Origin of the sequence: Rhizobium lentis (genome assembly GCF_017352135.1) — a bacterium.
GTDB lineage: Bacteria > Pseudomonadota > Alphaproteobacteria > Rhizobiales > Rhizobiaceae > Rhizobium > Rhizobium lentis.
Genome location: NZ_CP071454.1, coordinates 723,563 through 749,646, shown reverse-complemented (window position 1 = coordinate 749,646; position 26,084 = coordinate 723,563). Strand labels below are relative to the sequence as shown.

The window sequence follows — 26,084 nt, the reverse complement described above, 5'->3', positions numbered from 1 at the left end:
ATATTTACAGTAAAAGCAGATATTGTCACGCGCTATTGGCTGGATATTATATTTTTTCCACAATTTAATCGTATTATTCGTATTAATATTTCCCCTCTGTGTTCAATTTGTACTGAAGAACAGTGAGGTAAATGCCCATGGGAGTGGAAAATTCGGTCTTCCAGGGCAGTCTTCGTTTTTCCGCGTTGCCGAGATTCTTATCTTTTCGCAGTCGCGGTGTCCCCGTCACACCGGTCGATCTTCGACAAGCGCCTGAACAACGCCTTCGTGCGGAAAACTGACCATCCGCCGACCAGCGGCATAAGCGGGTTTATCTCCTCGAATTTCTTGAGTTTCTTTTGCTTTTGTTGCCTGATCGGGCGGGCCCTTGACCACGCTCTGTTTGCGCCTCTGAAGGCTTTTGAAAGCATCAGTTTGGTTACGACGCCGGCAGCAAGCAGCGGGCTATGATGATAGATTTGCTTGAGCGAGGCAGCGGCGCTGTCCCAATCTTTCAAAGCTGCAAATTTTGAGAATGCATAAAGGTGAGCCGAGGCGCGGGCGCAGCTGACAACGAAAGCGGGAAGCTGCGGATTGCGGGCGACACATTGCTCATTCACGGCCAGAAGCGATCGCGCCATTCGGGATCTGTCGGCAGACATGGCGGCGGAATGGACGCGATAGCCCACCAGCCCGAGCGGCACCGCCTCGATCTTGAAATGCTCGGCGGTGCGCAGTTCGAAATCGAAGTCTTCGCATCCTCCGATTCCCCGATTGGCATAGCTCGGATCGTAACCGCCGATCTTGTCTATCACGGCGCGGCGCACCATGAAGCCGCTGCCATTACCGACGAAGCGGAAGACGAGATGGCGAATGAGAATGGATTCCCGGGCGTTGATCGACGAGCCGGACTTCGTGCAATATCCCTCGGAATCGACGAAACGGTGAAGGGCGTATACCGCTCCCCAGCTGGCGGGCAGGGGATGGAGCGCTGACAGCATTCTTTCGACATAAGTGGGATGCCACAGGTCGTCCGCGTCCAGGAAGGCGATATAGTCGGCCTTCGATGCTTCGATCCCGGTATTGCGCGCTGCCGCGACGCCGCGGTTTTCCGTCGACAGAATCTGGATCCTCGGATCGGCCGCGGCGAAGCGGCGACAGATGGACGCCGTCTCGTCCGTCGAGCCGTCATCGACGACAATGATCTCCAGCGCCTTGTGGGTCTGATCGATGACGGACTGAAGCGTCTGGGCAACGAAGTCTCCGGCATTGTAAGCGGGGATCACGACCGCCACCGGAATTCCTGACATGGGCGACATCTCCATCGTTGTCACCCGAGCTTCGATGTGGAGGCGAGCATTGGCGGGCGAAGATCGATCTGGTTCCTCATCAGCCGGGCGACCGCGGGCCGGTGGCTGACCACGATCAGTGTTCTGTCGGCATCTTCCCTTATCGCCGAGAACACCCGCATCTCGGTATCTTCATCCAGCGCGCTCGTGGCCTCGTCCAACAGCAGAATTTGAGGTTTGCCGGCGAGCGCGCGCGCCAGGCCGATGCGTTGCCGCTGTCCGCCTGAAAGTCGCACCGCCTCGTCGCCCAGCCATTCGTCGAAGCCTTCCGGCAGATTTTCGATGAATTCCGTGGCGCAGGCCACATCGGCGGCCCAACGGACGTCCTGCTCGGAGATATCGCGACGGAAGCGGATGTTGTCGAAGACCGTGCCTTCCATCAGCTCGACGTCCTGGCCCGAGACCGAGAGCAGTTGCAGCCAGCTGGACCGGTCAACGGTTTCCAGGTCCCGGCCGTCGATCGTGATCGCACCTCGCGTCGGTCGATTGAGGTCGAGTATCATGTTCAGAATTGTCGTTTTGCCGGAGCCGCTCGGTCCGGTCAGAGCCGTTGTTTCGCCCGCTTTGATCGAGAAGTTGAGGTTGTGAACCGCCGGCGCGGTCGCGTGCTCATAGGTAAACGAAACATCGTGGAAGACGATGGCTTCCGCCAGGCGAGTGACCGGCGCCCCTTGTGAGGCCTGCTTGACGTCATCCTTTTCCGACAGCAGCGCCAGGACGTTCTGCACGGATGCTTCCATCTCGTAGAGGCGCAGAATCTGGGAGTCGAACCCCTTGATATGCGGCTGAAGCCTGTAAAGAAGGATGGTGGCCGAGAGCGCTGCCTTGAAATCCACCGGCAGGAATTCCGAAGACAGAATGATCGTCAGGATGACTCCGAAGGTCAGGATTTCGCTTAGCAACGAGGTCGCTGCCCCCATCCAGTCCGACCGGCGCCAGGTCCGACCGACTTCGCTGGAAAGTGTCTCGAAGAGCTGCTGGTGGCGCTCCTCGAGACCGAAGCTTTTGACGGCCTTCAACGTCTGTAGCGTTGTCCAGCTCAGCTGCGTCAACGCTTCCACGGCAGCCAGCGCCGAAGCGCCGAGACGGCGGTAGGCGCCGGCGAAGAGACCCAATGCGAAATTATGGATGAAGCCGAAGGCGAGGCCGAGAAGGGCGATCGGCCAGGCCATGACAAGCATGCCGACGCCGAAGATGACAATTGTCCCGAAGTTGACACCCAGACGCACGAGGCTCGCATGCGCCGAGGATACCGCATAGGCTTCGGTGGCGATCACATTGATGAGATCGCTGCGCTCATAATCCTGAAAGCGCTGGAAGGGCATGGTCAGGACCTTGGCGTAGAGGCGGTCGCGCATGCGATCGCTGATCTTATGGTTGACCGCGCTTGATATCAGCGAATTGGCGCATCCCAGAAGAATCCGCAGGAGAATGGAGGCGATGAGGATGCCGATCAGCGTCGGCTTCGAAAGACTGAGGTCGATGCCGCCGAAGAAAGCCGGAAGCCCTGCAACGGCAGAGCCGGAAACCGGCCCCGGCTGCCCGAGAAGAAAGACGAGACTCACCAGAAAGGTAATGCCGACCATCTCCGAGAATCCGGTGAGAATGCCGAGGATGATCATCACCGTCATCTTCAGCCGCAGCGCCGGCACGAGCTGCAGAAGCTCGCGGTACCGCGCTGCCACGATCAAATTGTAGGCGGTGGCCGGCTTGGCGGAAGAGGGCTTTCGAAACCTATTCATTCTCGGCCACCCGTGCTGAGTTCGGGCCGGTCGCTGCCCTGGCCGACAGGCCCCCGAAGCGATCGCTAAAAGCCGTTCCGGCTTGCGGAATGGCCGCGGTGAAGCGAGCTTTGGGGCTGCGTGGTGGCTTGCCCAGGACGCGCTTTGCGATCTTGATGCCCTGGCGTTTCACCTGGCGCCAGCCCTGTCGTAGTCCATGGACGATCAGCCGCGAAGGGTATTTTCTCGCCATCATCGGCGCCAGCTTTTTGAGCTGGGCATAGTCGTCGTCGTGAAATGCCTTCTTGAAATACCAGCAGGCCGTGTTGAACTGTGATGCCTCTATATCGCGCGCGAGATGCGGGTAGCGGCCGGCGATCGGCGCCATCACCAGGGCGTAGGATTTCAGCATCCTATGGGCATTGCTGGACATGTTTCCCCTGGTGAACCGATAGCCGGTTAGGAAATCAGGGATCAAAGCGAAGGGCAGCGTCTCGGCAAGCGCCAGATAAAGCTTGAGATCCTCGCAGCCCTCGGCGCCGCTGTCACGCAGGCCGGCGTCGTAGCCGCCGCAGCGAAGGATCTCCGCCCGCGGCATCAGCGGCGTGCTGCCATTGCCGATGAAGTTTTCCCTCAGCAGCGGTTCGAAGATGTTTCCCTGATGCATGACCGGGCGTGAATGGCCGAAAATGATGCCGTTTTCGTCGATCGCTGCGTACCAGTTATAGGCAACTCCGTTTCCGCCGGGGAATTTCAGCACCGCCTCGAGCTGGCGCTCGATCTTGCTGGGGTGCCACACATCATCGGCATCGACAGGAGCTATGTAGAGGCCGCGCGCCTCCCTGACGCCGTGGTTGCGCGCCCGCGCAACGCCGCCATTGTGCTGGGTGAGAACACGGACACGGGCGTCGCTCAGGCCATAGTCGCGCGCAAGATCGAAGGTGCGATCCCGCGATCCGTCGTCGACCACCAGGATTTCAAGCTTGTCGTAGGACTGGTCAGAAACGCTTCTCAATGTTTCGACAAGCGTCTTCTCGGCATTGTAAGCCGGGATGACGACAGTGACCAAAGGGGACGCAGTAGCAGTCATGGCGTCGTCATCCGATAAAGGCTCCCGGCATACCCATCAGTTCGGGGAAGGCTTCAAGCGGCCGGTCGCCGCGGACTTCGAGGCGCGGCAAGCTGAAGACATTATCGTCGATGGTGGCTGTTGCCGGTCGTGTGGTGAAGCCGATCGCGTAGCCGGCAAGCGCCAGAATGCCCGGCACCCTGAAGTCGGTGGCACCATAGGGCAGCGCGATAGATTGGACTCGGCCGCCCAGCCGGCTCTCCAGCGCGTTGCGCGACAGCGTAGCCTCGACGAGCAAGGCATCGTTTTCCATCGCGCTTGCCGGTGCGTGGGAGGCGAGATGGGAGCCGAAGCTGATGCCTTGCTGGTGCAAGTCGTGAATATCCGGCCACGACATCAGCGCCGCCGCTTCACCATGGGCCGAATCCCAATCCGAGCGGCCGCCCACTTTATCGGTGACGACGAACACGTCGGCACTCAAATCATTCTCGGCCAGGATCGGGAAAGCGCTCGTTCGAAAATCCAGATAGGCGTCGTCGAAGGTCAGCATCACGGGCCGACCCTGTATCGGCCTGCCGCTGCGCAAAAGATCGACCAAGGTCGGTGTCGTCACGGCGTAATAGCCCTGTCGGCGCAGGAACTGCATCTGCTTGCGGAAAATCTCCGGCGGCGTGCGGAAGCGTCGGAGCGCGGCGGGGCCTTCGTCTGCGATCCGATGATACATCAAAATCGGGATCGAGGTCGTGGTCTCGGTTTCCCAGGCGGTCTCGCGCGCGACGCCTTCCGGTCCGCGGATGATATGTTTTGCCACATCGACATCCATTGGCGTTCCATGCGGCTCGACCCGCAGCACGGTATCGGTCACGGCGCCCTTCCTGAACCGGTGGATGGCGTAAAGCTCGGTATCAACAGTCTCTTCCAGGGCGAGCCCAGGTTGGGCCGCGAGGACCTGCCTGATCGTCTCCACCCCGAAAGGATGGCCCCAATCGAAGCCCGTCCGGCGAGGCTCGTCCCGGCGGAGATGCGCATGGGCTGTAATCAAACAGCCGCCCGGCTTCACCGCCGCCGCCATCTTCCGGCAGACGGCAGCCAGCATCTGCTCATCCTTCATGTAATAGAGGACTTCGGAGCAGACGACGAGATCTTGCTCGGGCGGCAAATCGCTCCTGACGAAGTCGAGAACACGCAGCTCGACATTGTCATGACCGCGGCACCGCTCGGTCGCCCTGTCGATCGCTCGCTGGGAAATGTCCGTCGCCGTCAACCGGCCGACTTTTTTCGCCAGCTTCTCGGTGAAGATCCCTTCGGCGCAGGCAAGTTCCAGGGCCTTTTCGATCCCCTGCGGGATCAGGTTCAATGTCTGCTCATATTTGACCTGCTCATAGACCGAAACGTAGTTCCAGGGGTCCGGATGCTCAAATATCTGTTCCCAATACTCTTGTTCGGACTTAGGGGTGGTCGTTTCTGCTCCCTTCTCCGGCCCCGCGCCGGAGGGTTTGGCAAGCCGCGGGCTTAGACGACCTTCGAGATCCCGCAGGATGCCGGACAGCCGGGCGTCGTTGTCCTGTTGGTCGCCCGGCGTTGTGGCAAGCAGAGCATTGCCGGCGATACGCCCCATCAGCTTTTTCAGACGTCCTCGCCGGCGGCCGCGCCTGATGATGAGGCCGCCAAAGCCCCGGTAGCCTCGCAGGGCCTCGGTTGTCCAGGAGCGGGCATAGGCAAGGGTTGCCGGCGTCGGCAGATGCTCTGTCGCCTGCATCTCCTGCATGATCAGCCTGATTTGCGCCCGGATCGACAGATCGCCCCAGAATGGCCCGACTAAGGTTCCAACCTGCAGTCCGCCGGAAAAGGCATGCATGATCAGCGAGTCGGCTCGTTCGGTCTTGGGGATTCTCGATAGCGCGCCGAGGTCGACGCTGACCACCTGGAAATTGCCGAGCGTAAAGGATCGCAAAGGGTTGGCGGCCGAGAGCTGCCAACAGGCGATCTCGATGATCTTCCGCCCGGTGCCGGGGAAAGAATGCTGCTGGATCTGATCGATGAGCGACAGAAAGGGCGCTTGCCATTTGTCGAGCGCGTCGATCAGCTCGTCGCCCCGCTCGGTCAATAATCCCGTCCGCAGGCCGTGCATGATCACCGCGACAAGAAAGTTCTCATGGCCCGCCGCATCCGGCATGACCGGCACGAGCGCGGCAAGAGCTGCGATCTCGGTTGCCGGGCTGAGCCTTGCCGAGACTGCCCAGGCGAGCATGCGCAGCTGGCTGAGGCCGGGCGTCATCCAGCCGGTCTCAGGCCCCTCAACGTCCAAGCCATGCTGCAGACGCAGAGCCTCGGCCTTCGTCGTGACTCGGACGGCGTCACGCACCAGCTTGAATGGATCGCCGGACAGCGAGCCCGCTTTCATGCGATAAAAGGCGAGGCATTTGTCGACACGGCGAAACTCGGCGCCCGCAAAGGCCATGCGCAGCCAGAGGTCCCATTCCTCGCCGGTCTGCAAGCTCTCGTCCATGCCGCCCATACGTTCGAACAGGCTCTTGGGAAAGACGACCGTGTGGATGGCGAGCGCACAAAAGGAGGAGAACTCGCGCTTGGCAGCATCGCCCGCCAGCATCGGCGCCTGTTCCACCGGCATCATGCGCCCGTCCGGGGCGACCCGGCGGTAGGCGCAAAAGGCGATGATCGGCTGAGATCCATCCTCCGCCACCGGCAGCATGGATTCGATGAAGCTTGCATCCAGCCAATCGTCGGCGTCCAGCATGGAGAGCAGGGGGGCGGCCGCCAGACGCGCGGCATGGTTTCGCGCCGCCGCCGCACCGGCATTTGCCTGATGAACGGGCAGAATGCGGGCGTCGGTTGCGGCGATGCCTTGCAGAACGTCCCAAGTGCGGTCGCTCGAACCATCGTCGACGACGACCGCCTGCCAGTTCGAAAGCGTCTGCCGCTGCAGGCTGGCAAGACATTCGGCAAGTGTGGCCTCCGCATTGTAGGCAGGGATGAGGAAGGAAATATCCGGCGTCGCGGCGCTCACCATGCGGGCATCTTCCATCGGCGCAGAACGTAGAGCGCGCCACTGACGCATCCAAGTATTTCCTGCTTCAGGAAGACGTCGTGCGACGACACACCCTTGCGCAGGCGTTTGCGTAGCCGTCCGGCAAAATATTTCGGGAAGGAGATGAGGATGCGCCGGAGGTTGCCGCCGTTTCCGGTGTTCTGATACTGGACGAGCAGCGCCGCGATATGGCCGCTCATATATTGGTGGATCTGTTTGGCCAGCCCCTTCATATCCTTGCGATGGAAGTGCCAGGAGACGGCGGTGGGCTCGTAGCGGCAGACATGGCCGTGATGGAGGAGCCGGTTCCAATATTCGGAATCGCCCGAACAGCCCGCAGCGCCCATGTCCAGGCGGACGTCGAACAGGCCGATCTCGTCGAAGACCTTGCGGCGGAAGGCCTGGCTGGCGCCAGCGCCGATGGTCCAGACCGGCGCCCCGTAACGCGCGTGGCTGTTATAGAAATGGTGGTCGAAGTCCTGCCGGAGATAACCTCTGCCGAAGCCCCAATGTTTTTCGAAGATGAACTGCGCCGGCGTTGCAAGTTCGCCGGGAAGGATCAAGCCGGTCACGCAGGCGATCTCCGGCTGATCGAACGCCTTCATCAGGTTCTCCAGCCATCGCTCATGGAGAACCACGTCATCGTCGGTGAAGGCAACGAATTCGGTTTTCGCCGCACGGATGGCGGCATTGCGGGCATAATCCAGCCCGACCCGGTCCTCCCGGACGTAGGTTGCGCCCGCTTCCTCGACAACGCGACGCGTCGCATCCCCGGCGGAGGCGTTGTCCACCACGATGATTTCGACCGGACGAAGCGATTGTTCCGGAATCGAGGCCAGGCAGCGGCGCAGTTCCTCCGGCCGGTCCTTGGTGCAGATCAAAATGCTGACGTCGCGATTGCCGAGCGGGGTTTCAGCCACGCGGCGGGCATGGTCGAGCGTGTCGCGCCGAACGACACGCTCGACCAGCACGGCTGCCCTCTCGGGTCCTTCCACGTAAGCCTGTCCGACGGGAAGGCCATCCGACAGAAAGACCACAAGCCCCTCGGAGAGGGCGGGCGAAACGGCATCGACACCAGCCGAGGGGAAATCGAGATAGTGAATTGGTACGGGAAAATTTATGTCTTTGAGATCGGACGGAATTGGTACTCGCATCAACACACTCTCGATCGTACCGTTGAGCCGTGCGCATCGAGCCTAGATCGAGATCGATCTTCGGAAAGCACGATGCGTCAATTCGGAAAACCGGAGCAGCTTTCGCGTCCGAAAGGACGCGACGAGGCTCCAGGCAGCCCGCATCAACGACGCGCGGTGAGCAGCCGCGATGATTGCTTGTCGGCCTTCATTTTCTCCTTAAACCAGTCGAGCGTCATGGCCACACCCTGTTCGTAGCTGATCTTGCACGACCAGTCGGGCATGACGTAATTCGCATTGCTCAGGTCCGGCCGCCGGTTGGTGGGATCCTGCGGGGGTGACGGCTCGAAGACGATCGGCACGCCGCCGACGAGGCGGGACACATATTGCGCGACCTCGAGAACCGAGATCTCGCGATCGTTGCCGACGTTGAGAGGCCCCTTATAGTCGGTTTGGTTAATCCAGAAATAGCGGGCGAAGCCGTCGACGATATCGTCGACGTAACCCCAGCTGCGGGACTGCAGACCGTCGCCGAACACGGTGATCGGGCGGCCCGACAGCGCCTGGGTGACGAAGTTGGAAACCGCGCGTCCATCGTCGGGGCGGGTGCGGGGGCCGTAAATGTTGAAGGGCCGGACGACCTTGACGTCAAGCCCCTGGGTGCGCTGCATCTCGAACAGGAGCGATTCCGTGCACCGCTTGCTCTCATCGTAAGACGAGCGCGGCCCAGTACAGTCGACCTGGCCCTTGTAGGATTCCGGCTGCGGCGAGACCAGCGGGTCGCCATAGACTTCGGAGGAAGAGGTAAAGCCGAAACGGCCGCCCTTCTTCAGGAGGTCGAGAAGCCGCATTGCCCCGAGAAGGTTGGCGGAAATCGTCCGCTTCGGCTCCTTCATATACCAGGGCGGCGATGCGGGAGAGGCAAGATGGTAGATTTCGTCGAATTGTTCGGAGGTCTGCAGCGTTTCGACATCCGATTTCACGAAGTGGAAACGAGGGTCCTTGATGTGCTCGATATTCTCGAAAAGTCCGGTCCAAAGGTTATCGACAACGACAAGTTTCTGAACGTCCGTCCTGAGCAGAAGTCGGTCGCACAGATGCGATCCGATGAAACCAGCTCCGCCCGAAATCAATACAGTTTTCATTTGTATGCCCCTGGTGACTTCAAGTTAGGTAATTGTTTATTAGCATTCCCTATTATGGCTGGCAATTCCTTAGATTATTTCTAAGAAATACTCGCGCGTTAATCTTAATTATTAATTCCTATTACTCACGGTAGTATGGATCCCCGTCCGGGGTGTAGTTGCGGGTTCTCGGACATAGGCTGCAGCCGGCTCGACTGCGGCGTGTCCGTCAGCCACTAAAGGTTCTCTATCATAAGGGCGAAGTCGCGCATCGGGCTAAAGTCTGACTCGAGATGAGCTCATTGATTCAGAGCGTGCCTTCGGCCCGCTTCAAAGCCCGACGCGTAAACAGCCCGCTCCGGCGTGCGTCACGCCGACTGCGCCCATTGCCGCTCAGTCGGCCGACAGCGCGGTCAGAATCTGGTAGGCGGCGGCGACGCGATCCTCGTTGGGATAATTTTTATTGGCCAGGATGACGATGCCGAGGCGCTGCTTGGGAATGAAAGCGACATAGGCGCCGAAGCCGTTGGTCGAGCCGGTCTTATTGATCCAGACGTCGTCGCGCGGTGTCATTGGCGGGCGCAGTTCGGAGACCGGAAGGGTCTTCAGCATCGCTGGCGAATTGCCCTCAAGCAAGTTCGCCGGCGCGGCGGGATAGGCATATTGCTCCCAGATCAGACCCTGAGTCATCGCTCCGACGCCGAAATATCCGACATGCGTATTGCGGATGGCCTGCTGTAGTGTTTCGTCGAGCTTGACGAGGCCCAAATTGGCGCCGACGAAGCGGATCATGTCGCCGGCCGTCGATCTCACGCCATAGGCTTCGGAGGAAAGCAGGGCCGCAGTCAGGCGGGCCGGCTCGCCGGTGCGCTTATAGCCCTGGGCATAATCCGTCATCCGCGACTGAGGCAGATTGATATAGGTGTTCTGCAGTCCGAGAGCGGGAAACAGGCGGCCTTCCGCCAAGGCGGCAAAATCGCCGCCCATGGCTTTCGCCGTGATATAGCCGAGCATGCCGATGCTCGGATTGGCGTAGCTTCTCTGCGTCCCCTCGGCATAGGATGGTTCCCAGGCTGCGAAATAGTCAAGCAGTTGCTTTTCGCTTCTGATGTCATCGGGCAGCTGCAGCGGAAAGCCGCCCGCCGTGTGGGTGGCAAGATCAGCGAGCGTGACTTCGCCGAACGGCTTTCCCTTCATCGCCGGCAGATAGTGGCTGACCTTGCCCGACAGCGAAAGCGCGCCCGTTTCTTGCGCATAGGAGGCAAGCGTTACCGTGAAAGTCTTGCTGATCGACCCGAGCTCGAAGAGCGTCGTCGGTCCCACCGGCCTGCCCGTCTGCTTCGATTCGACGCCATAGGTGAAGACATGCTCCGTGCCGTCGACGGTTATGCCGACGGCCATGCCCGGAATGGCGTGTTTGTCCATGACCGGCTTGATCGCGGCGTCCGCGATCGCTCTCACTTTCGCCTCGTCGGCGGCAAAGCCGCTTGTGGACGCGCAGGCCGAGATCAAAGCGGCCGATAAAATTCTTATCCCAATACTCTTCATATCAGTCATTCTCCAAAGGGCGGCCCGTGAGTGCGCGAAGCGCACGCAGACGGCGTTTAAAGGCGCTGTTTTCCAATCACAAACGATGATATCTCGCGGGAGATAAAAGAAATTCTAGGGCTTCTATGGTTCGTCCATTCCTCCCGTTGAACGGTCTCAGAGCCTTCGAAGCCTCGGCAAGGCATCTGAGCTTCACCCGCGCCGCGATCGAACTCTGCGTGACCCAGGCGGCCGTCAGCCAGCAGGTCAAGGGCCTGGAGAAGCGATTGGGGGTGGCGCTCTTCCAGCGCCTTCCCCGCGGCTTGAAGATCACGGCGGAAGGCGAGGCGCTGCTGCCGACGGTGACCGGCTCTTTCGATCAGATGGCGACGGCGCTCGACAGGATCGAGGCAGGGCAGGTCAGGGAATTGCTGTTTCTGGGCGTGGTCGGCACATTCGCCGTTGGCTGGCTTTTGCCACGGCTCTCGGATTTCCAGCGGCGGCATCCTTTCATTGATGTGCGGGTTTCCACCAACAACAATCGCGTCGATCCGGCGGCCGAGGGGCTGGATTTCGCCATCCGTTTCGGCAGCGGCTCATGGCACGGCACGGAGGCGCAGCGCCTGTTCGACGCGCCTCTCTCGCCTCTCTGCGTTCCCAATTTGGCGGAGGACATACAATCGCCGGCGGACCTTGCCGGGGCGAGGCTTCTTCGCAGCTATCGCGCGGATGAGTGGAGCACGTGGTTTCGGGCGGCCGGCGTTCCGCCGGCGGCGCAGGTGAATGCCGGCATCGTCTTCGACTCTTCCGTCGGCATGATGGAGGCTGCACTCCAGGGATTGGGGATCGCGCTCGCGCCGCCTTCAATGTTTTCGAGGCACCTTGCTTCGGGCGCGATCGTGCAGCCCTTTGCTACTTCCATATCGCTCGGAAGCTACTGGCTGACGCGCCTGCAATCGCGGCAGGTCACAGCTGGTATGCGCGCCTTTTCGGATTGGTTGTTTTCCAACCTGTAACGGGTGTGGTGGGTCGGAGCGCCCGCTCGCACGAGCGCTCCGATGAACGCCTTATTTCTGAATGCAGGTGTCGACGGTATCCTTGGTGCATTCGTCAAGCCCGGTGAAGACCGGGTCCTCGACCGGCTTTCCTGCGATCAGGTCCATCATGACAGAGGGAGCCTTGTACCCCATTTCGAACGGCCGCTGGCCGACGAGGGCGGTGACGAGGCCTTCCTTGGCGATCGCCACCTCTTCGCCAATCGTATCGGCGGCGCCGATGACGAACTCGTTCTTGGCGATCTTGTCTGCCATCGGCTTGAACAGGTCGCGATAGGGCTGGGGTGCGCCGAACAGCGGCCAGCCGCCCATGATGCCGAAAGCATCGAGGTCGGGATTGGCGGCGAGAATATCGGTCATCGCCTGAACGCCCTTGGCGCCGTCGTCATTGGTGAAGACGGGGCAGCCGGCAACTTCCGTCCAGCCGCCTTCGCCCTTCAATGCGGGGAGGTCCTTCTGGCCGCTCAGCGTGTCACGCATGCCTTGCGCGCGGCGCAGGATGTTGTCGGCGCCGGGGTTGCCTTCGATGGTGCAGATCTTACCGCCGTTCGGCTTGGCCTTCTTGATGTATTCGCCGATCCGCGCGCCCATCAGATAGTTATCGGTGCCGAGATAGGTCTTGCGCAGTGCCGCATCTTCCGCCGCAAGATCGGCATCGAGCGTCATGACCGGAACGCTCGGATTGGCGGTCTTCAGTGTCTGGGCGATCAGCTTGGCGTTGGACGGCGAGATGGCGATCGCCGCCGTATCCGCCTTGCCGAGCATATCCTGGACGATCTGCGCCTCACCGGCTTCATCGGAGGTCGATGCCGGGCCGGTGTAGAAGCATTCATATTCCGCAGATGCGTTTTCCTTGTTCCATTTCTGGCAACCCTGGTTGATCGCCTCGAAGAACGGGTTGTCGAGGCCCTTGACGACGATGACGAGCTGCTTCTTGGCGGCCAAGGCTTGACCGGCCGTGAGCGCCAATACGGCAGCTGTAAGCAATAATGCCTTCCTCATAGCTTCCTCCCTTTGAGAAGACGGGCGCCATCGCCCGCCCAGTAATCAACCGGGATACCAGACGATACGAGGCTCCTCCCCTGAACGCCGGTATTCCCAGGCTGAATCGATGAGTTTTTCGAGATCGTAGATGGGGCGCCAACCCAGCAGGAACTTGGCCTTACTGTTATCCATCCAGTTCGAGTGGAATTGGCTTGGTATGTCGATGGAGCCGAGCCCGCGCGTGCGGGCGAGATAGGCGGCGACTTCGCCATAATCCACGGGGCGATCCATTGAGATGTTGAAGAGCTGGCCCTCGGCGCGGGGATTGTCGATCGCCGCCAGAATCGCCGAGACGAGATCGTCGACATGGACGAAATTGCGCTTCAGCGGGCGCCCATCGGCGTCGCGCAGCAGCGGCACCGTGCCGTCGCGGGCATATCGTTCGGCATCGGCCGGCGGGACAAGGGTCTTCCAGTCCGGCCCGCCGAAGACATCCTCGCCGAAGGAGAGCGTGAATTTGAAATCGTCCTTCTCCATGATCCAGGGCGCGCGCAGGCAGCAGGTGTTGATGCCGTACTGGACGGCGAACTGCTCGAGCATCACCTCTTCCAGAACCTTGGAGAGCGCGTAGCACCCGGGATAGGCGCGGTGCGGCGTCGCTTCGGTGATAGGCCCCTCGTGACGGTAGAAGAAATGGCCGATGCCGGCATCGCCGCCGATGAGGATGAACTGCTTGGCCGTCGGGCTCGTGCGGAAGGCTTCGAGCAGCCAGAAGAGGCCCTTGACCGTCACATCCATCACGTCATCAGGCGTTTCCTTGCAGGTGGCGAGATGCAGGACATGGGTGACGCCTTCCATCGCGGCTGCGACGGTGTCGCTATTGGCGATCGATCCCTTAACGACGCTGACGCGGTCGGTTTCATCAAGCACGCGATTATGGCAAAGCGCGCGAATGCGTGCTTTGGAAAATCCCGGCTCGTCAAGCAGCCCAGTAATGAAGCGCCGCCCGACCTTGCCCGTAGCCCCGGTGACAAGGATCAGCATACCTCTCTCCCAGCAACAGCTAATATCCGCGCGTTTGCCGCGTCAATCTGTATTTGTCGTACTAAATAGATTTTTGTGATGGGGGGCCGTTTTAGCGGACATTCGATTGACGATTCCTGACGCTTTTGCATTAATGAAGCCAATCGCTCGTCCGGGAGGAGATCGGCAAAAGCGAGATCGCAGGCGTCTGACCCGCAACCGGGCAACCGGCGGCGAAGGCAGGCGTGCATTCCGGGGAGGGTAGTCGGCTGGCAGCGGTTCTCGAGCTCACCAATATTTCAAAACACTTCGGCGCCATCCAGGCCGTGAACGACGTGTCGTTTTCGCTCGAAGCCGGCCAGGTCGTCGGCCTCATGGGTGATAACGGCGCCGGCAAGAGCACGCTGGTCAAGATGATCGCCGGCAACTTCCGGCCGAGCGAAGGTACGATGCGCCTCGATGGCAAGGAAATCGTCATGCACCGGCCGGTCGAGGCCCGCCAGCACGGCATCGAGATCGTCCACCAGGACCTGGCGCTCTGCAACAATCTGACGGCGGCGGCCAACGTCTTTCTCGGGCGGGAGCTGCGCCGCGGCATCGGCCCGCTGAAGGTGCTCGACTACAAGACGATGTACCGACGGGCCGGCGAGATCTTCAAGGAGCTGAAATCGGAAACCCGGCCGCGCGACCTGGTCAAGCAGATGTCGGGCGGCCAGCGGCAGGCGGTGGCGATCGCCCGCACCATGCTGTCGGAGGCGAAGATCGTGCTGATGGACGAGCCGACGGCCGCCATTTCGGTGCGCCAGGTGGCGGAGGTGCTCAACCTGATCCGCGAGCTGCGCGATCGGGGCATCGCGGTCGTGCTGATCAGCCACCGCATGCCCGACGTCTTTACCGTCGCCGACCGCGTGATCGTCATGCGACGGGGCAGGAAAGTTGCCGACAAATCGATCGCGGCGAGTTCGCCCGAGGAAGTCACGGGTCTCATCACCGGCGCCATCGAACAGGTTTGATCGGCGCTGCACGGGGCAGAAAAGAAGGTCAGCAATGGCAGTTACCCTCGACCAGACAATTGCGCAGCGCGAGCGAAGCCGGCTTTCGGAATTTGTCGGCAGCCAGACCTTCTGGGTCCTGATCGCCGTCGTCCTTGCCTGCATCTTCCTGTCCTTCGCGACTGACTCCTTTGCGACGGCGAAGAACCTCTACAACATCACCCGCAACGTCACCTTCGTCGCGATTATCGCGCTCGGCATGACGCTCGTCATCATCACCGGCGGCATCGATCTCTCGGTCGGCTCGGTGCTCTGCCTCTGTAGCATGGTGCTCGCGGTGACCATGAATGCCGGCTACAGCATCGAGGTCGGCATTGCCGCGGCCATCGGCACGGCGCTAGTGGTCGGCGCCTTCAACGGCGTGATGATCGCCTATCTCGATTTTCCGCCCTTCGTGGTGACGCTCGGCATGCTGTCGATTGCGCGAAGCCTCGCGATGGTCGCCTCGAACAATACCGTTGTCTTCCAGTTCGGCCCCGACCATGACCAACTGCTGGCGCTTGGCGGCGGCGCCTGGTTTCTCGGCATCGCCAATCCAGTGCTCTATATGGTCATCCTGGCGCTTCTGACCGGCTTCGTGCTGCGCTGGACGCGCTTCGGCCGCTATGTCTTCGCGATCGGCGGCAATGAGCATGCCGCGACGCTGACCGGCGTTCCCGTGCGCCGCATCAAAGTCGCCGTCTACATGATCTCGGCGCTTTCGGCCGGCATTGCCGGCATCGTCCAGACCGGCTGGCTCGGCGCCGTCACCACCAATATCGGCGCCGGCATGGAACTCCAGGTCATCGCCGCCGCCGTCATCGGCGGCGCCAATCTCGCCGGCGGCGTCGGCACCGCTTTCGGCGCCCTGGTGGGGGCGGCGCTGATCGAGGTAATCCGCAACAGCCTCGGCCTGCTCGGCATCAATGCCTTCTGGCAGGGGACCTTTATCGGCGGTGCGATTGTGCTGGCGGTGCTGTTCGACCGGATCCGCAACTTCAGGCAGAGCGAGTAGGCTTGCCGGCTGGCCGGGCGTCTGCCGGTTCAGGCCTCGATGATGTAGACGATCGTTAGCGTATCGCGATCGACGATGACGATGCGGACATCGGCAAGGATGAAGAACCGGTAGCCGGGGGCCATTCTCCGCAACCGCTTCCTACTGCATAGGAAAGCGGCTCAGCATCCGATCCTGGACGTTTTCCCAGCCGACGATCATCGCTGCGAGCGAGATGACTTTGTCGCGGTCCGCGGCCTTTGTTATGTAGCCTTCAAGGACGACGACAGGGCCGAGCATTCTGATCTCGATGGCGCTGCTATCGATGTCGGGATCGGCGGAAAGGGTTGCCGATATGGTTGCGATGGTCGAGGCCGAGCTATGGCCTTCCGAACAGCGCTCTTCATGATTGTTGGGGCCGAACTTCATATCCTCCTCCTGTTCCGCCCCTCCACGGACCTGCAGGTTCCATAAGATTGATATATGAAGTGCGGATCCGGCCTTACCAGTCCGACTTAGGTCCGGCTTCTCCTCGGCCTCGTCTGACTTAGATGCTCCCCGTCCTGAAAGGACCGTCAGGAAGGGTTTCGTCGTTATCGCTGAACTTCAGTCAGAACCCGCCTGTCGACGCGCCAAATTGATCAATGGTGGGATGAATAGCATGCCGAGATTGGGAATAGTGGATTGGAATAGACGCGAGGATTTCGCGCCGCTGATGCTGGTAATGAGCGGCGAAGAAAAGCACAGGTTGGTGCGATCGCTGGGCGAGGTGGCCGACGCCTTGATCATCGGCTGGCCGACAGACGACGGCCAGCAATATATTGCCGCTGTAAAAACGTGCCTGGATGCCATCCAAGGCCACATCCCGGCTAACATAGCGCGTGCCGCACTCATTCGCGCGGCAGAGGAAGCCGGCATTCCCGTGATTGCAGTCGTTCACTAGTCTTAAGCTTCCGTCTGAGAAATCATCAACTGCGGACAATGCGTCTGAGGCGGGACGGCGAGGGAACCTTTGAAAGGAGCGGAGTGTTATTCCCCGCATCATCGCAGGAGACATGGCCGGTGTATATCATCGTTGGCGGGACGGGACACGTCGGCTCCGCCGTGGCGAAGACGTTGCTCGACGAGGGCAAAGCGGTCACTATCGTCACTCGAAACCCTGAGAAGGCGGGCGCATGGCGACAGCGGGGCGCGGAGGTCGCTCTCGCCGACGTCCACGACGTAACCTCGCTGCGCCAGGTGTTTCGCCATGGGAAGCGGGCTTTCCTACTGAACCCGAACGCTGACATCTCGAGCGATACGGATCGGGAGGAACGCAAAACCGTCCGCTGCCTGCTCGAGGCGATCGACGGGTCCGGGCTGGAGAAGGTGGTGGCGCAATCAACGATGGGCGCGCAGCCGGGCGAGGAATGCGGTGATCTCAACGTCCTTTACGAACTGGAGGTGGGCCTGAGGAACCAGCCGATTCCGGCCAGTGTCGTCCGCGCGGCCTACTACTACAGCAACTGGGATGCGATGCTGGGGTCCATCAAGAGGGACGGGGTGCTATCGACCATGCTCCCTGCCAACCTCAAGCTCCCCATGGTCGCGCCGGAGGATCTGGGAAGGGTGGCTGCGCGGCTCCTGCAGGAGCCGATCGAACAGATCGGCATATACCCCGTCGAGGGGCCGAAACGGTACTCCGCTAATGACGTTGCCGCTGCCTTCGCCGCCGCTGTTGGCCGGGCTGTCCGCGTCGACGTGATCCCGCGCGAAAACTGGGAAAACGCATATCGCAGTTTGGGCTTCTCCGTCGCGGCGGCTCGCTCATATGCCAGGATGACGGCGCTTACCGTCGATGGTCCGGAATATCCCGAGGATCCAATTCGAGGATCGATCTCAATCCAGGCCTACATAGGCCAGCTCCTTCGCAACTCGTCCTGAAGCGTTGCCGGCACGGCAGATCGATCAGCTGGCGACTGCCAAAAAAATGCCCCGCCGGAGCGGGGCAATTTTGGAAAGGACGGGATCGCTTGGGAGCGGAAGCATCCGTGGCATTATGACGGGTGCGGTCCCGCGCAATCCCGATGCCATAACGGTAACCGGCTTTCTTGGTTCCTGTACGGTTTCGGACAGATCGCCTCGTCCGCTTCTCGGTGGGTCGCGTTCTCGTTAATGCGGGGGCTGGAGTGGATCGCGCAGAATACAAGGGGTGCGCAGGGAGACAGGAGTGGCTCCCTCTGCGCGATCCGGATCAAATAACGTCATCGGTTTTCGATAGTTCCTGTCCGGCAGCGTACGGAGTGAAGTATCGCCGTCATAAAATACGCTCAATGAACTTTCTGGTAGCAAGTAACCATAAGGATAGACGCAAAACCTACTGATGCGTGTTACATCAGCAGCCGCAGCAAAGCCTCCTCGTCCTTAACTCCATGCTGAAACGACTGGATGATCCGGCTGGCCAAGTCTTCACGCTCGGCGTCAGTCTTGATCTGTTTAACCGAAACGACGTGGTCATAGACCCTCTGGCAGAGGGCAAGCTCGGCGTCATCAAGAGCGTTTTGCGCTTGTGGTATCAGGGATAGGATCATGACGCCCTCAATTCCCGAAATCGAATGCATGTCGCCCGGAAGTGTGCTGCGGTTCCGGGACTACGAGATGCATCAAGAAAGTGCATGTCGCCCGGAAGTGTGCCGCGGTTTTCAAACGCGCTTCAGACTTTCAAGCGCTGACCACGCGCCGGTACTCGGTTTCGCTGCGGCCGTAGCTCCCGCCGGCAATATCGATCAGCTTTCCGCGGTCACGCACGATGATCTTGCCGCGCCGGGATTTGATCATGTGTTCGGCCTCCAGCTCAGCCATTGCCACGGTCACGCCCGAGCGCCGAACGCCCAACGCCAGCGCGAGACGTTCGTGGGTCATCGGGATTTCATCGCCGTCGGCGCGGTCGTGGCTGAGGAGCAGCCAACGGGCAAGGCGCTGATTGACGGTGTTGCGGGCGAGCGCGACAGCCGTCTCGGCGGTCTGCATCATCACGATATGGGCATAACGCAGGAGTTTCCTGCGCAGTGACCCGCTCTCGTCCATTGCCTCCTTCAGAGCCTCGGCCCGGATGCGCAAGGCCGAGCCGGTCATCTGCACGAAGGTGCGCAGAGGCGTTTGATCGAGGTCGAGGAGAAGGCAGACACCCGCCATGCCTTCCCGGCCGATATTCGATATTTCCAGACTGCCGCCGGCTGGCGTCATCGTGACCACCGAGGCCATGCCCTTCTCGATAAAGTAGGCATAATCGATCGATATGTTCGGCTGAACGAGAACATCCTCGGAATTCAAGCTGACAATCTCGAGATGAGGTGCAAGCCGGTGCAGATCCTCAGGCGCGAGCGAGCGCAGGAGCAGGTTGTGGGGTGAGGTGGATCGGAACATCGTGTCTCCTCCGTTGCGGCGGGAGACAATGCCTCTCAGAGTGCCTAGGCCAAAATCTGCGGCACCATGATCAGTTAATTAGTGCTGAAGCGTACAAAAGCAATGGCGCCTCATGCAGCATTACACGCTTCAAGCCACAGGGTATGCCCGCTGTCCGGTTAGCCGGTTCGTTCGAGCTCGCCAGCCTTAGCGACCGGCTATTTCGCCCCCTGCATCGAAGCTTTGAGCTTGATCGCCATGCTGATCTGGCCGCGAACCGAAATGAAACCGTCGCGATTATTGCCGCGCTGCATATCGACATTGTTGGTCACGCCGGTGACCTTGCAATCATCGGCGATCGTCTCCACGACAACCGAGCAATTCCGCGACGCAATGTCATAGAGTGCCTTCTGGGCCTTCTGGACCTGCTCGTCCACCGGCGCGTTCTGATCGAACGGCAACGATAGCGAAATACTCGACTGAACGGTGACATAGCCCTCGGGCACCGGCCCAGGCCGGGCAGGCGTGGTTTGGCCGAACGCGCCGGATGCGGCGAAGGTGAGGACGGCAGCAGCAGCGCAGAAACGGATAGCGATCATCGGATCCTCCATGAAGCCACTACATCTAGCTTCAGGCGATTAACTCCTGCTGAGGTATTTGGGTAAAATTGTGCTTGTCGGCAAGCGGATCTGAAAGATCGCGACGCGCTTTGAAGTTGCCGGGGCCTACGCCGCCGGTGGGCGGTACCGGATCGACCTCGCCTTTTCCAAGGCCTGGATCGTATCTTCGACGTCGAGAAGGACAGTGGTCTCGATAGAGCGGAGCGCGCCTCCTGCGCCGATCGCAAGCGTGACAGCCGCCATCGACACGTTGTCGGGCGCTTCCCACAAATTCCACCCGTCATGCTCGCCGAAGGCATACCAGAACCCATGGAGTTTGCCGCCCACGGATTCGATGTAGCTGCGGGCCGCCTCCCGGCGATCCTCAGGTTTTTCGATCATGCGTGCCCAGGTTTCGGGCGTGTAGCTGAAGCGTGTGAGATACATGGCCATGGTTTGCCCCTCCGCCAGACCGGTACAGTAAACGCCCAAGCCCGGAGGAACGCCAGTCATTCAATGTGGGTATCAGGCTCTTTGCCGTCGGTTGCCAGAGGCTGTTCTATCACGGTTTACCGGCGCTCTTTGTCACAGACGCAGCGCATCAAGGCTAACGATCGCGGTCAGCCCTCCGGGGGCGACACAAACCGGCTGGCATCGAACGGGCCTGTGGCGGCGACCGAAACGGCATCATCATCGGATCCTGCGCCCTTCGTCTGCCGATGAATCGTGCGCGGGGAGATGCGAGGCGCGCTCAATCCGATCGCCTCGCCGGGAGAATGCAGCGCCCATTTCATCAGCGCCGCTTCGGACGTCGATCCCAGGAAATCTGTGTCTTCCCAGGATGCGGTCATCGGCAGGGAGGCGATCATATCGGCGCCCTGCCGGGAGGTCGCCTGTGCAGCAACGAGGGGATGGAAGCGGGCGTGGGCCGGCAATGCCGGCGGCCGTCTCTCCGGAAGGGCATCAATCGGGCCGATCGACGCAGTTACCAGCCGGTCGTCTGCGGCCGCATCCTGCGCGGGGGCTACCGGGCGCATCGCCGGTATCGGAATCTGGAAAGATGCAAGGTCCGGAGCGGAGTCCTTGTCATCCGGCTCGCCGGCGCCTGTCTGTAGTGCCAGCGCATTCAATGCCCGGCTTTTCGGCGTCGGCAGAAGCGCCGTCACCAGCTTGCTATCTGCGGCGTCGCGCCTAGGCGGCGTCGAGGTTATCACCTCTTCGTCCTCTCCGGCGGTGCTGGCGATCTCTATTGAGGTCGAAGTGACGCGCTTCCTGTAGTTCGCAACCGCCTGATTATATCCCGGCAGCGGCCGGCCATCGGCCGGAAGATGCATGGTCTTACCGTCCGGGAAGATGCGCGCGAGTTCCTGCCGCGACATGCGGGGCCAGGCTCTGACGTTGCCGACGTCGAGATGCACGAAGGGCGATCCGGAGGTCGGATAATATCCGACGCCGCCGACCTGCATCTGCATGGCAATGGCACGCAGTGTCGAAAGCTTCACGCCGGGAACGTAGAAGTCCATCGCCTTGCCCAGCATGTGCTGGCTCTTCTTGGCGACACCCGTGCTGCGCGAACGGTTGCGGAGCATGTTGTTGGTGGCGGGGGAACGATAGGCGGAGACGACGTGGATATAGTCCTTGCCGCCGCTCTTCTTATACACCTCCCAGACAAGGTCGAGCAGCCGCGGATCCATGCGGGTTGGCTCGTTCCTGCGCCAGTCGCGCAAAAACCGGTTGATCTGGGCAAGGCCCCGAGAATCGAACTTTCCATCCCGCTTGTAGGTGATCGTGGCTCTCTCGCCCGTATGGGTAAAGAACAGCTTAAGCGCCCGATCTTCCGCCGAGGCCAAGGATGCAGAAGCGACAAGCGCCGGCAGCGCGATCAGCGCCGGCAGAATGGTCTGCGCTGCGAAGCGTTCCGCGTGTGAGAGGAGCGCGGCAATTCCGCCCAAGGCTCCGGCCGACAAACCCTGCAGTGAATACTTATACACGAACAAACCCGTCCTACACCAAACACTCGACGACGGGCGGGAAAACTCCGCATCCATCAGGCTCAATAAAGCCAGCTTATGGTCAACAAATTGCTAACAGGTGGACTTGTGAATTGAAGATGGGCCGCCAGCGGCGTCCAACTTATTGCTGTTCGCACCACTCTGAGCTTTGGTGCGCATGCACAGGGAGGCATCAACCTTTCGGTCGTGGAGGTTTGGCATGAGACATCCTGTCGAAAGCCGTCGGTAGCGGGGAAGAAGTGACCCTCTCACGTGGGAGAAACCCTTAGAACCGGACCTTCCGTCGCACTCTTCTCGCCGGATGCGCGAAGAACAGCTTCTGGCGCGATCGTCTTACACGCCTGTCGGACCTCTGCGAGGGCGAAGAGGCTATCGAACGTCACCCAAGGGCGAGACAGCCGGGGCATTCAAAGCGGTGCCGTCGACGGCGAAATGTGAGCCATGGCAAGGGCAGTCCCAGCAGCACTCAAGGGAATTCCAGTGCACGTGGCAGCCTATGTGTGTGCAGGATGCGGACTGTTTGTAGAGCATCCCATCCTCTGTTCGGAAGGCGGCGATCTTGGTGAGGCCTTCCCGGACAATGGCACCTTCTCCGGGCTGCAACTTGTCGACGGAATCGAGTTCGCCAGGCGCGACATACTCCGCGAAATTCTTGATCGCCGTCGCATTCTCCATCAGGTAATCGCCGATCGCCCGGGGCGTCTTGCGCGAGGGCTCGTAAAGGTCCCGCCACGAACTGTCGCCATTGAGAACGAGATCGCGGATCAGCAGTGAAGCGACCACGCCATGGGTCATGCCTTCGCCGGAATCCCCGGTAACGACGAACACGCGCTGGTTGCCGGGATTGCGGCCGATGAAGGCGGCGTAGTCGATCGTCTCCATGACCTGGCCCGACCAACGATGGGTCTCGACGCCAATATCGGGCATCAGCCGCCTGGTCCAGGCCGTCAAAGCGGCGAAGCGCTCTCCAGCATCGTCGACGGCTCCTGTTTTGTGGTCTTCACCGCCGACGATGAGAAAGTCCGTCGCGCCGTCACCGGGTTGCAGACGCACGTAATGGTAGGGATCTTCCATGTCCCAATAGAGCCCATCTGCGAGGCCTCCGCGTTCGATCTCGAAGGACATCGCATAGGTCCGATACGGCGCCTGCTTGGTGTGAATGGCGACACGGTCGTTGATCGGCGAATTGGTGGCGACCACTGCCCATTTGCCGGTGACGCTGAAGCCGGAGTTTGTTGACACACGGACACCGTCTTCGGTCTCCTCCACCCCCTCGACCACTGTATCGCAGAACAGCGTCCCGCCGCGAGCGCGAATGCCCGCGGTCAGTCCACGGAGATATTTGAGCGGATGGAATGTCGCCTGACTGACATAACGAAGGGCGGGCGTCGCGGCGAATCCCGCAAATGGCAGGCCCGTGACTTTTTCGACCGCGACGCCGATTTGCATTGCGGCGTCGAGTTCGCGTTTGAGATCGGTTTCCTGCGCTTCTGAGGATGGAAATAGGAAACCGTCGACACGTCTGAAATCACAGGCGATACCTTCGCTCCCCTGGATCGCGTCGATACGGTCGATCGCGGCAGATTGGCTCTCATGGAACTGCCGAGCCAGATACCGCCCTCGCAGATCAATCAACTTGGAGAAATAGTCGTCGCATATGGATGACAGATGCGCCGTCGTGCGGGCCGTCATGCCGCTGCCTATCTGGCCGCGATCGATGACCGTCACCCTCTGCCCTGCAAGGGCGAGTTCGTAGGCCACCGATAAGCCGGCAATTCCAGAGCCGATGACAACGGCATCGGCCTCGTCGTTCCGCATGAGTGGGTGCGCGTCGGGCATAACCTTGAGCGGAGCCCACAAGGATACAGTTCTTTCGTCGCTCACATTCATGGCGGATATCTCCGAACAAGTACTCCCTAAATTGGAAGGCACGCAAAAGTTCCGCCCGGACTCTGCCAAACCTGCCCAGCGCTAGGTCGATAAAGCAAAAAGTACGAAGCGCATCGTGGATCCGCCTTTTGAGGCGATCACATTCAGCGAGTTTCGATGGCCTGAACACCGTCGATAGGCTATCGCGGCGGAAGGCCGGCGCGCGCAAGGTCTGCCGCGGCTTGATCCAGAATAGAAGGATCTCGGAAGTTCCAGGTCTGCCGCCACGACTGGATCGTCGCGGTCGGAGCTGACTTGAGCATTTTCTCGACGGCAGCGCGGGCGTCTGCCTCGCGTCCCAGCCGCATATAGGCGACGGCGAGTTGCAATGGCGCGTCGGCGAATTCCGTGGCCTTCAGCGCCTCAACTGCATCTTCGTTTTTACCAAGCACGATAAAAATAAAGCCTCGCGTGTAGTTGACGAACCAAGCCAATGCCGGGTCCCGCGCGGCTGCAGCGTCCGTCAGCTCCAGCGCCTTTTCGGGTTGACCTGCCTGTAGGAAAATACTTCCGCCATCCGTGAGGGTGAAAGCATTATAGGGTGCCGCCGCGATGGCTTTGTTCATTTCCGCAACAGCCCCGTCATGGTCCCGCTTGAGCGTGAGGAGCCAAGCGTTGAGCCAGTGTGCCAGTCGTGCTACTTGCGGGCTTAGGTTCTTGTTTGCGAGGACCTGCTTGACCAGTCGGTCTGCCTCCTGAAGATCAGCCTGCGGGTCAGGGCTATGAAGCAGCGCCACTTTCAACCAGTGAGACCACCCCAACTCCACAGTCAGAAGGGGGGAGCCGGGGAATACCTGCAGCCCCTGTTGCGAGATCTCACCGGATCGCTCGAGACCTTCCTTGGTGTAGAGGTTCAATTGGCTTTCCGCGCGTAAGTAGTAGTCGTATTCGGCCAGGTTGGTGCTATCCTTACCCCAGGCCTGACTGTAGTCCGCTTTGCGAATGGCTCCGAATTCGCCGGTCATCGCCCCCACAATCTTGCCGGTCAACTCATCCTGAAGTGCCCATGGGTCGGTTCCGGCCTTGTCGAAGCGGTCCGCCCAGACATGGTCCCCTGTTTTGGTGTTGATGAGCTGTGCAACGATGCGCACTCTATCGCCTTCCTTGCGTACGCTGCCCTCGACGACATAACCGACGCCCAGCTCCTTGCCGATCTGGCGGATGTCGCCTTGCTTGTCCTGGTATGCGAATGACGAGGTTCGGGAGACGACCGCAATGTCGGAAAAGCGCGAGAGGATGGCGATGACGTCATTCGCCAGCCCTTCTCCCATGTACCCCAGGCTCTTGTCGGCACTGAGATCCGAGAAGGGCAGTACGGCGACAGAAGGGATCGTACCGGAGCCTGCCGGAGGGGTCAGTGTCATCGGATTCTGTAATGTTATCCATGCGCCCACTACGGCTGCGATTGCTGACGGGACTCCAATGGCCCACCATCGTCTGCCTATCCCGCGCTTTTTCCGAATGCGCCGGCGTGGCGGGGCGTCGATGCGCACTTGGTAGACATCGACAAGCTCTTCAATGTTCTTGACCTTCTGACGCCCAGCGGAGTCGAAGGTAAACGCGAGCTTGTTCTCGACCTCCTTCGCCACCTTGCCGGAAACGCAGATCCCGCCCGGTGGCGCGAGTTGCTCCAACCTCGCCGCGACGTTCACGCCTTCGCCATAGCGGTCGTCACCGTCTACGATCACTTCGCCGATGTTGATGCCGATGCGGACGTTGAACCTGTCCTCCTCGGGAACAGAGGCGTTGCGCTCGGTCATTCCGCGTTGCAGAGACACGGCACATTCGACGGCGTCGACCACGCTGCCGAACTCCGCGAGGAGGCCGTCGCCCATAAGCTTGAAGATGCGCCCATGATGCCGCGCAATCTCGGGTTCAAAAAGCTCAATGCGTCGCGCTCGAAGACGATCAAAGGTGCCCGCTTCGTCTTGTTCCATAAGGGCTGAGTATCCGACCACGTCGGCGGCCAGAATTGCAGATAATCTGCGCTCCATGTCTTAGTCCCCCGACATGAATTCTCCCCAGCCATTATACAAGACTTTGCGGCATATTTCACGAATGTCTAATAAACATTCATCGGAGCATTAGACGTGGGGATCATCGTCTGCTTGGGGATGAGAAC

Annotated in this window: 22 protein-coding genes and 1 pseudogene; 5 read left to right on the top strand and 18 right to left on the bottom strand. The window is 60.5% G+C overall.

The window, feature by feature from the left end; all coding sequences use genetic code 11:
• Positions 1-197: 197 nt before the first annotated feature.
• The 7 genes from J0663_RS03680 to ampC all read right to left on the bottom strand — a co-directional run bounded on the left by J0663_RS03680 (position 198) and on the right by ampC (position 10,972).
• Complete coding sequence (locus tag J0663_RS03680) at positions 198-1,313, bottom strand: glycosyltransferase family 2 protein (RefSeq protein ID WP_207243109.1); 1,116 nt, start codon at positions 1,311-1,313, stop codon at positions 198-200.
• Positions 1,310-3,070: an ABC transporter ATP-binding protein gene (locus tag J0663_RS03675; protein ID WP_207243108.1), complete on the bottom strand. Its 1,761-nt coding sequence runs from the start codon at positions 3,068-3,070 to the stop codon at positions 1,310-1,312. Before J0663_RS03675 ends, J0663_RS03680 begins: the two co-directional genes overlap by 4 nt.
• Positions 3,063-4,139, bottom strand: coding sequence for a glycosyltransferase family 2 protein (locus J0663_RS03670; RefSeq protein WP_207243107.1), 1,077 nt, complete (start codon positions 4,137-4,139; stop codon positions 3,063-3,065). Before J0663_RS03670 ends, J0663_RS03675 begins: the two co-directional genes overlap by 8 nt.
• A gap of 7 nt (positions 4,140-4,146) precedes the next feature.
• Entirely contained in the window at positions 4,147-7,149 is a 3,003-nt protein-coding gene (locus J0663_RS03665; RefSeq protein ID WP_207244415.1) for a trifunctional glycosyltransferase/class I SAM-dependent methyltransferase/polysaccharide deacetylase, read from the bottom strand.
• Positions 7,143-8,321, bottom strand: coding sequence for a glycosyltransferase family 2 protein (locus tag J0663_RS03660; RefSeq protein WP_207243106.1), 1,179 nt, complete (start codon positions 8,319-8,321; stop codon positions 7,143-7,145). The genes J0663_RS03665 and J0663_RS03660 overlap by 7 nt, the downstream gene beginning before the upstream one ends.
• Before the next feature lie 143 nt (positions 8,322-8,464).
• Positions 8,465-9,445, bottom strand: coding sequence for an NAD-dependent epimerase/dehydratase family protein (locus J0663_RS03655; protein ID WP_207243105.1), 981 nt, complete (start codon positions 9,443-9,445; stop codon positions 8,465-8,467).
• A gap of 372 nt (positions 9,446-9,817) precedes the next feature.
• Positions 9,818-10,972 carry a class C beta-lactamase gene (gene ampC / locus J0663_RS03650; RefSeq protein ID WP_207243104.1) on the bottom strand — a complete coding sequence of 385 codons (1,155 nt, stop codon included), beginning with the start codon at positions 10,970-10,972 and terminating at the stop codon, positions 9,818-9,820.
• 125 nt (positions 10,973-11,097) lie between these two features.
• Here ampC and J0663_RS03645 point away from each other — a divergent pair, with 125 nt between their 5' ends.
• Entirely contained in the window at positions 11,098-11,967 is an 870-nt protein-coding gene (locus tag J0663_RS03645; RefSeq protein ID WP_207243103.1) for a LysR family transcriptional regulator, read from the top strand.
• A 51-nt stretch (positions 11,968-12,018) separates the two neighbouring features.
• Here J0663_RS03645 and J0663_RS03640 read toward each other — a convergent pair whose 3' ends face one another.
• Positions 12,019-13,008, bottom strand: a complete 990-nt coding sequence (locus J0663_RS03640) for a substrate-binding domain-containing protein (protein ID WP_207243102.1) — start codon at positions 13,006-13,008, stop codon at positions 12,019-12,021.
• A 45-nt stretch (positions 13,009-13,053) separates the two neighbouring features.
• Entirely contained in the window at positions 13,054-14,034 is a 981-nt protein-coding gene (locus tag J0663_RS03635; RefSeq protein ID WP_207243101.1) for an NAD-dependent epimerase/dehydratase family protein, read from the bottom strand.
• A 224-nt stretch (positions 14,035-14,258) separates the two neighbouring features.
• On the opposite strand from J0663_RS03635, the gene J0663_RS03630 reads away from it, so the two are divergent.
• Complete coding sequence (locus J0663_RS03630; RefSeq protein WP_246590365.1) at positions 14,259-15,026, top strand: ATP-binding cassette domain-containing protein; 768 nt, start codon at positions 14,259-14,261, stop codon at positions 15,024-15,026.
• A gap of 34 nt (positions 15,027-15,060) precedes the next feature.
• A complete protein-coding gene (locus J0663_RS03625; protein ID WP_207243100.1) occupies positions 15,061-16,059 on the top strand; it encodes an ABC transporter permease in 999 nt (332 codons plus the stop codon).
• A gap of 29 nt (positions 16,060-16,088) precedes the next feature.
• On the opposite strand, the pseudogene J0663_RS31795 reads toward J0663_RS03625, so the two are convergent.
• Both J0663_RS31795 and J0663_RS03620 read right to left on the bottom strand, forming a co-directional pair.
• A pseudogene (locus J0663_RS31795) lies at positions 16,089-16,175 on the bottom strand (DUF1236 domain-containing protein); the annotation flags it as partial.
• A 25-nt stretch (positions 16,176-16,200) separates the two neighbouring features.
• Positions 16,201-16,467: a BON domain-containing protein gene (locus J0663_RS03620; RefSeq protein WP_207243099.1), complete on the bottom strand. Its 267-nt coding sequence runs from the start codon at positions 16,465-16,467 to the stop codon at positions 16,201-16,203.
• 232 nt (positions 16,468-16,699) lie between these two features.
• Between J0663_RS03620 and J0663_RS03615 the strand changes: the two genes are divergently transcribed.
• Both J0663_RS03615 and J0663_RS03610 read left to right on the top strand, forming a co-directional pair.
• Positions 16,700-16,981, top strand: coding sequence for a DUF982 domain-containing protein (locus J0663_RS03615; protein WP_207243098.1), 282 nt, complete (start codon positions 16,700-16,702; stop codon positions 16,979-16,981).
• Between the two features lie 119 nt (positions 16,982-17,100).
• Positions 17,101-17,961: an NmrA family NAD(P)-binding protein gene (locus tag J0663_RS03610; RefSeq protein ID WP_207243097.1), complete on the top strand. Its 861-nt coding sequence runs from the start codon at positions 17,101-17,103 to the stop codon at positions 17,959-17,961.
• A gap of 446 nt (positions 17,962-18,407) precedes the next feature.
• On the opposite strand, the gene J0663_RS03605 is transcribed toward J0663_RS03610, so the two are convergent.
• The 7 genes from J0663_RS03605 to J0663_RS03575 all read right to left on the bottom strand — a co-directional run bounded on the left by J0663_RS03605 (position 18,408) and on the right by J0663_RS03575 (position 25,956).
• Entirely contained in the window at positions 18,408-18,608 is a 201-nt protein-coding gene (locus J0663_RS03605; protein WP_207243096.1) for a hypothetical protein, read from the bottom strand.
• A 130-nt stretch (positions 18,609-18,738) separates the two neighbouring features.
• The gene (locus tag J0663_RS03600; RefSeq protein ID WP_207243095.1) at positions 18,739-19,443 is read right to left on the bottom strand and encodes a Crp/Fnr family transcriptional regulator; all 705 of its coding nucleotides are present in this window, start codon (positions 19,441-19,443) and stop codon (positions 18,739-18,741) included.
• Between the two features lie 197 nt (positions 19,444-19,640).
• Positions 19,641-20,021, bottom strand: coding sequence for a hypothetical protein (locus tag J0663_RS03595; RefSeq protein ID WP_207243094.1), 381 nt, complete (start codon positions 20,019-20,021; stop codon positions 19,641-19,643).
• Positions 20,022-20,147: 126 nt separating this feature from the next.
• Positions 20,148-20,474, bottom strand: a complete 327-nt coding sequence (locus J0663_RS03590; RefSeq protein ID WP_207243093.1) for a GYD domain-containing protein — start codon at positions 20,472-20,474, stop codon at positions 20,148-20,150.
• Between the two features lie 167 nt (positions 20,475-20,641).
• The gene (locus J0663_RS03585; protein WP_207244413.1) at positions 20,642-22,069 is read right to left on the bottom strand and encodes a peptidoglycan L,D-endopeptidase MepK; all 1,428 of its coding nucleotides are present in this window, start codon (positions 22,067-22,069) and stop codon (positions 20,642-20,644) included.
• Between the two features lie 333 nt (positions 22,070-22,402).
• Complete coding sequence (locus J0663_RS03580; RefSeq protein WP_207243092.1) at positions 22,403-23,923, bottom strand: FAD-dependent oxidoreductase; 1,521 nt, start codon at positions 23,921-23,923, stop codon at positions 22,403-22,405.
• Between the two features lie 179 nt (positions 23,924-24,102).
• Entirely contained in the window at positions 24,103-25,956 is a 1,854-nt protein-coding gene (locus J0663_RS03575) for an adenylate/guanylate cyclase domain-containing protein (protein ID WP_207243091.1), read from the bottom strand.
• Between the last annotated feature and the right edge of the window lie 128 nt (positions 25,957-26,084).

Coding starts and splice junctions, on each gene's coding strand:
- J0663_RS03675 (WP_207243108.1), bottom strand. CDS start 3,070: ATGAATAGGTTTCGAAAGCCCTCTTCCGCCAAGCCGGCCACCGCCTAC.
- J0663_RS03670 (WP_207243107.1), bottom strand. CDS start 4,139: ATGACTGCTACTGCGTCCCCTTTGGTCACTGTCGTCATCCCGGCTTAC.
- J0663_RS03665 (WP_207244415.1), bottom strand. CDS start 7,149: ATGGTGAGCGCCGCGACGCCGGATATTTCCTTCCTCATCCCTGCCTAC.
- J0663_RS03660 (WP_207243106.1), bottom strand. CDS start 8,321: ATGCGAGTACCAATTCCGTCCGATCTCAAAGACATAAATTTTCCCGTA.
- J0663_RS03655 (WP_207243105.1), bottom strand. CDS start 9,445: ATGAAAACTGTATTGATTTCGGGCGGAGCTGGTTTCATCGGATCGCAT.
- ampC (WP_207243104.1), bottom strand. CDS start 10,972: ATGAAGAGTATTGGGATAAGAATTTTATCGGCCGCTTTGATCTCGGCC.
- J0663_RS03645 (WP_207243103.1), top strand. CDS start 11,098: ATGGTTCGTCCATTCCTCCCGTTGAACGGTCTCAGAGCCTTCGAAGCC.
- J0663_RS03640 (WP_207243102.1), bottom strand. CDS start 13,008: ATGAGGAAGGCATTATTGCTTACAGCTGCCGTATTGGCGCTCACGGCC.
- J0663_RS03635 (WP_207243101.1), bottom strand. CDS start 14,034: ATGCTGATCCTTGTCACCGGGGCTACGGGCAAGGTCGGGCGGCGCTTC.
- J0663_RS03625 (WP_207243100.1), top strand. CDS start 15,061: ATGGCAGTTACCCTCGACCAGACAATTGCGCAGCGCGAGCGAAGCCGG.
- J0663_RS03620 (WP_207243099.1), bottom strand. CDS start 16,467: ATGAAGTTCGGCCCCAACAATCATGAAGAGCGCTGTTCGGAAGGCCAT.
- J0663_RS03615 (WP_207243098.1), top strand. CDS start 16,700: ATGCCGAGATTGGGAATAGTGGATTGGAATAGACGCGAGGATTTCGCG.
- J0663_RS03605 (WP_207243096.1), bottom strand. CDS start 18,608: ATGATCCTATCCCTGATACCACAAGCGCAAAACGCTCTTGATGACGCC.
- J0663_RS03600 (WP_207243095.1), bottom strand. CDS start 19,443: ATGTTCCGATCCACCTCACCCCACAACCTGCTCCTGCGCTCGCTCGCG.
- J0663_RS03595 (WP_207243094.1), bottom strand. CDS start 20,021: ATGATCGCTATCCGTTTCTGCGCTGCTGCTGCCGTCCTCACCTTCGCC.
- J0663_RS03590 (WP_207243093.1), bottom strand. CDS start 20,474: ATGGCCATGTATCTCACACGCTTCAGCTACACGCCCGAAACCTGGGCA.
- J0663_RS03585 (WP_207244413.1), bottom strand. CDS start 22,069: ATGGATGCGGAGTTTTCCCGCCCGTCGTCGAGTGTTTGGTGTAGGACG.
- J0663_RS03580 (WP_207243092.1), bottom strand. CDS start 23,923: ATGAATGTGAGCGACGAAAGAACTGTATCCTTGTGGGCTCCGCTCAAG.
- J0663_RS03575 (WP_207243091.1), bottom strand. CDS start 25,956: ATGGAGCGCAGATTATCTGCAATTCTGGCCGCCGACGTGGTCGGATAC.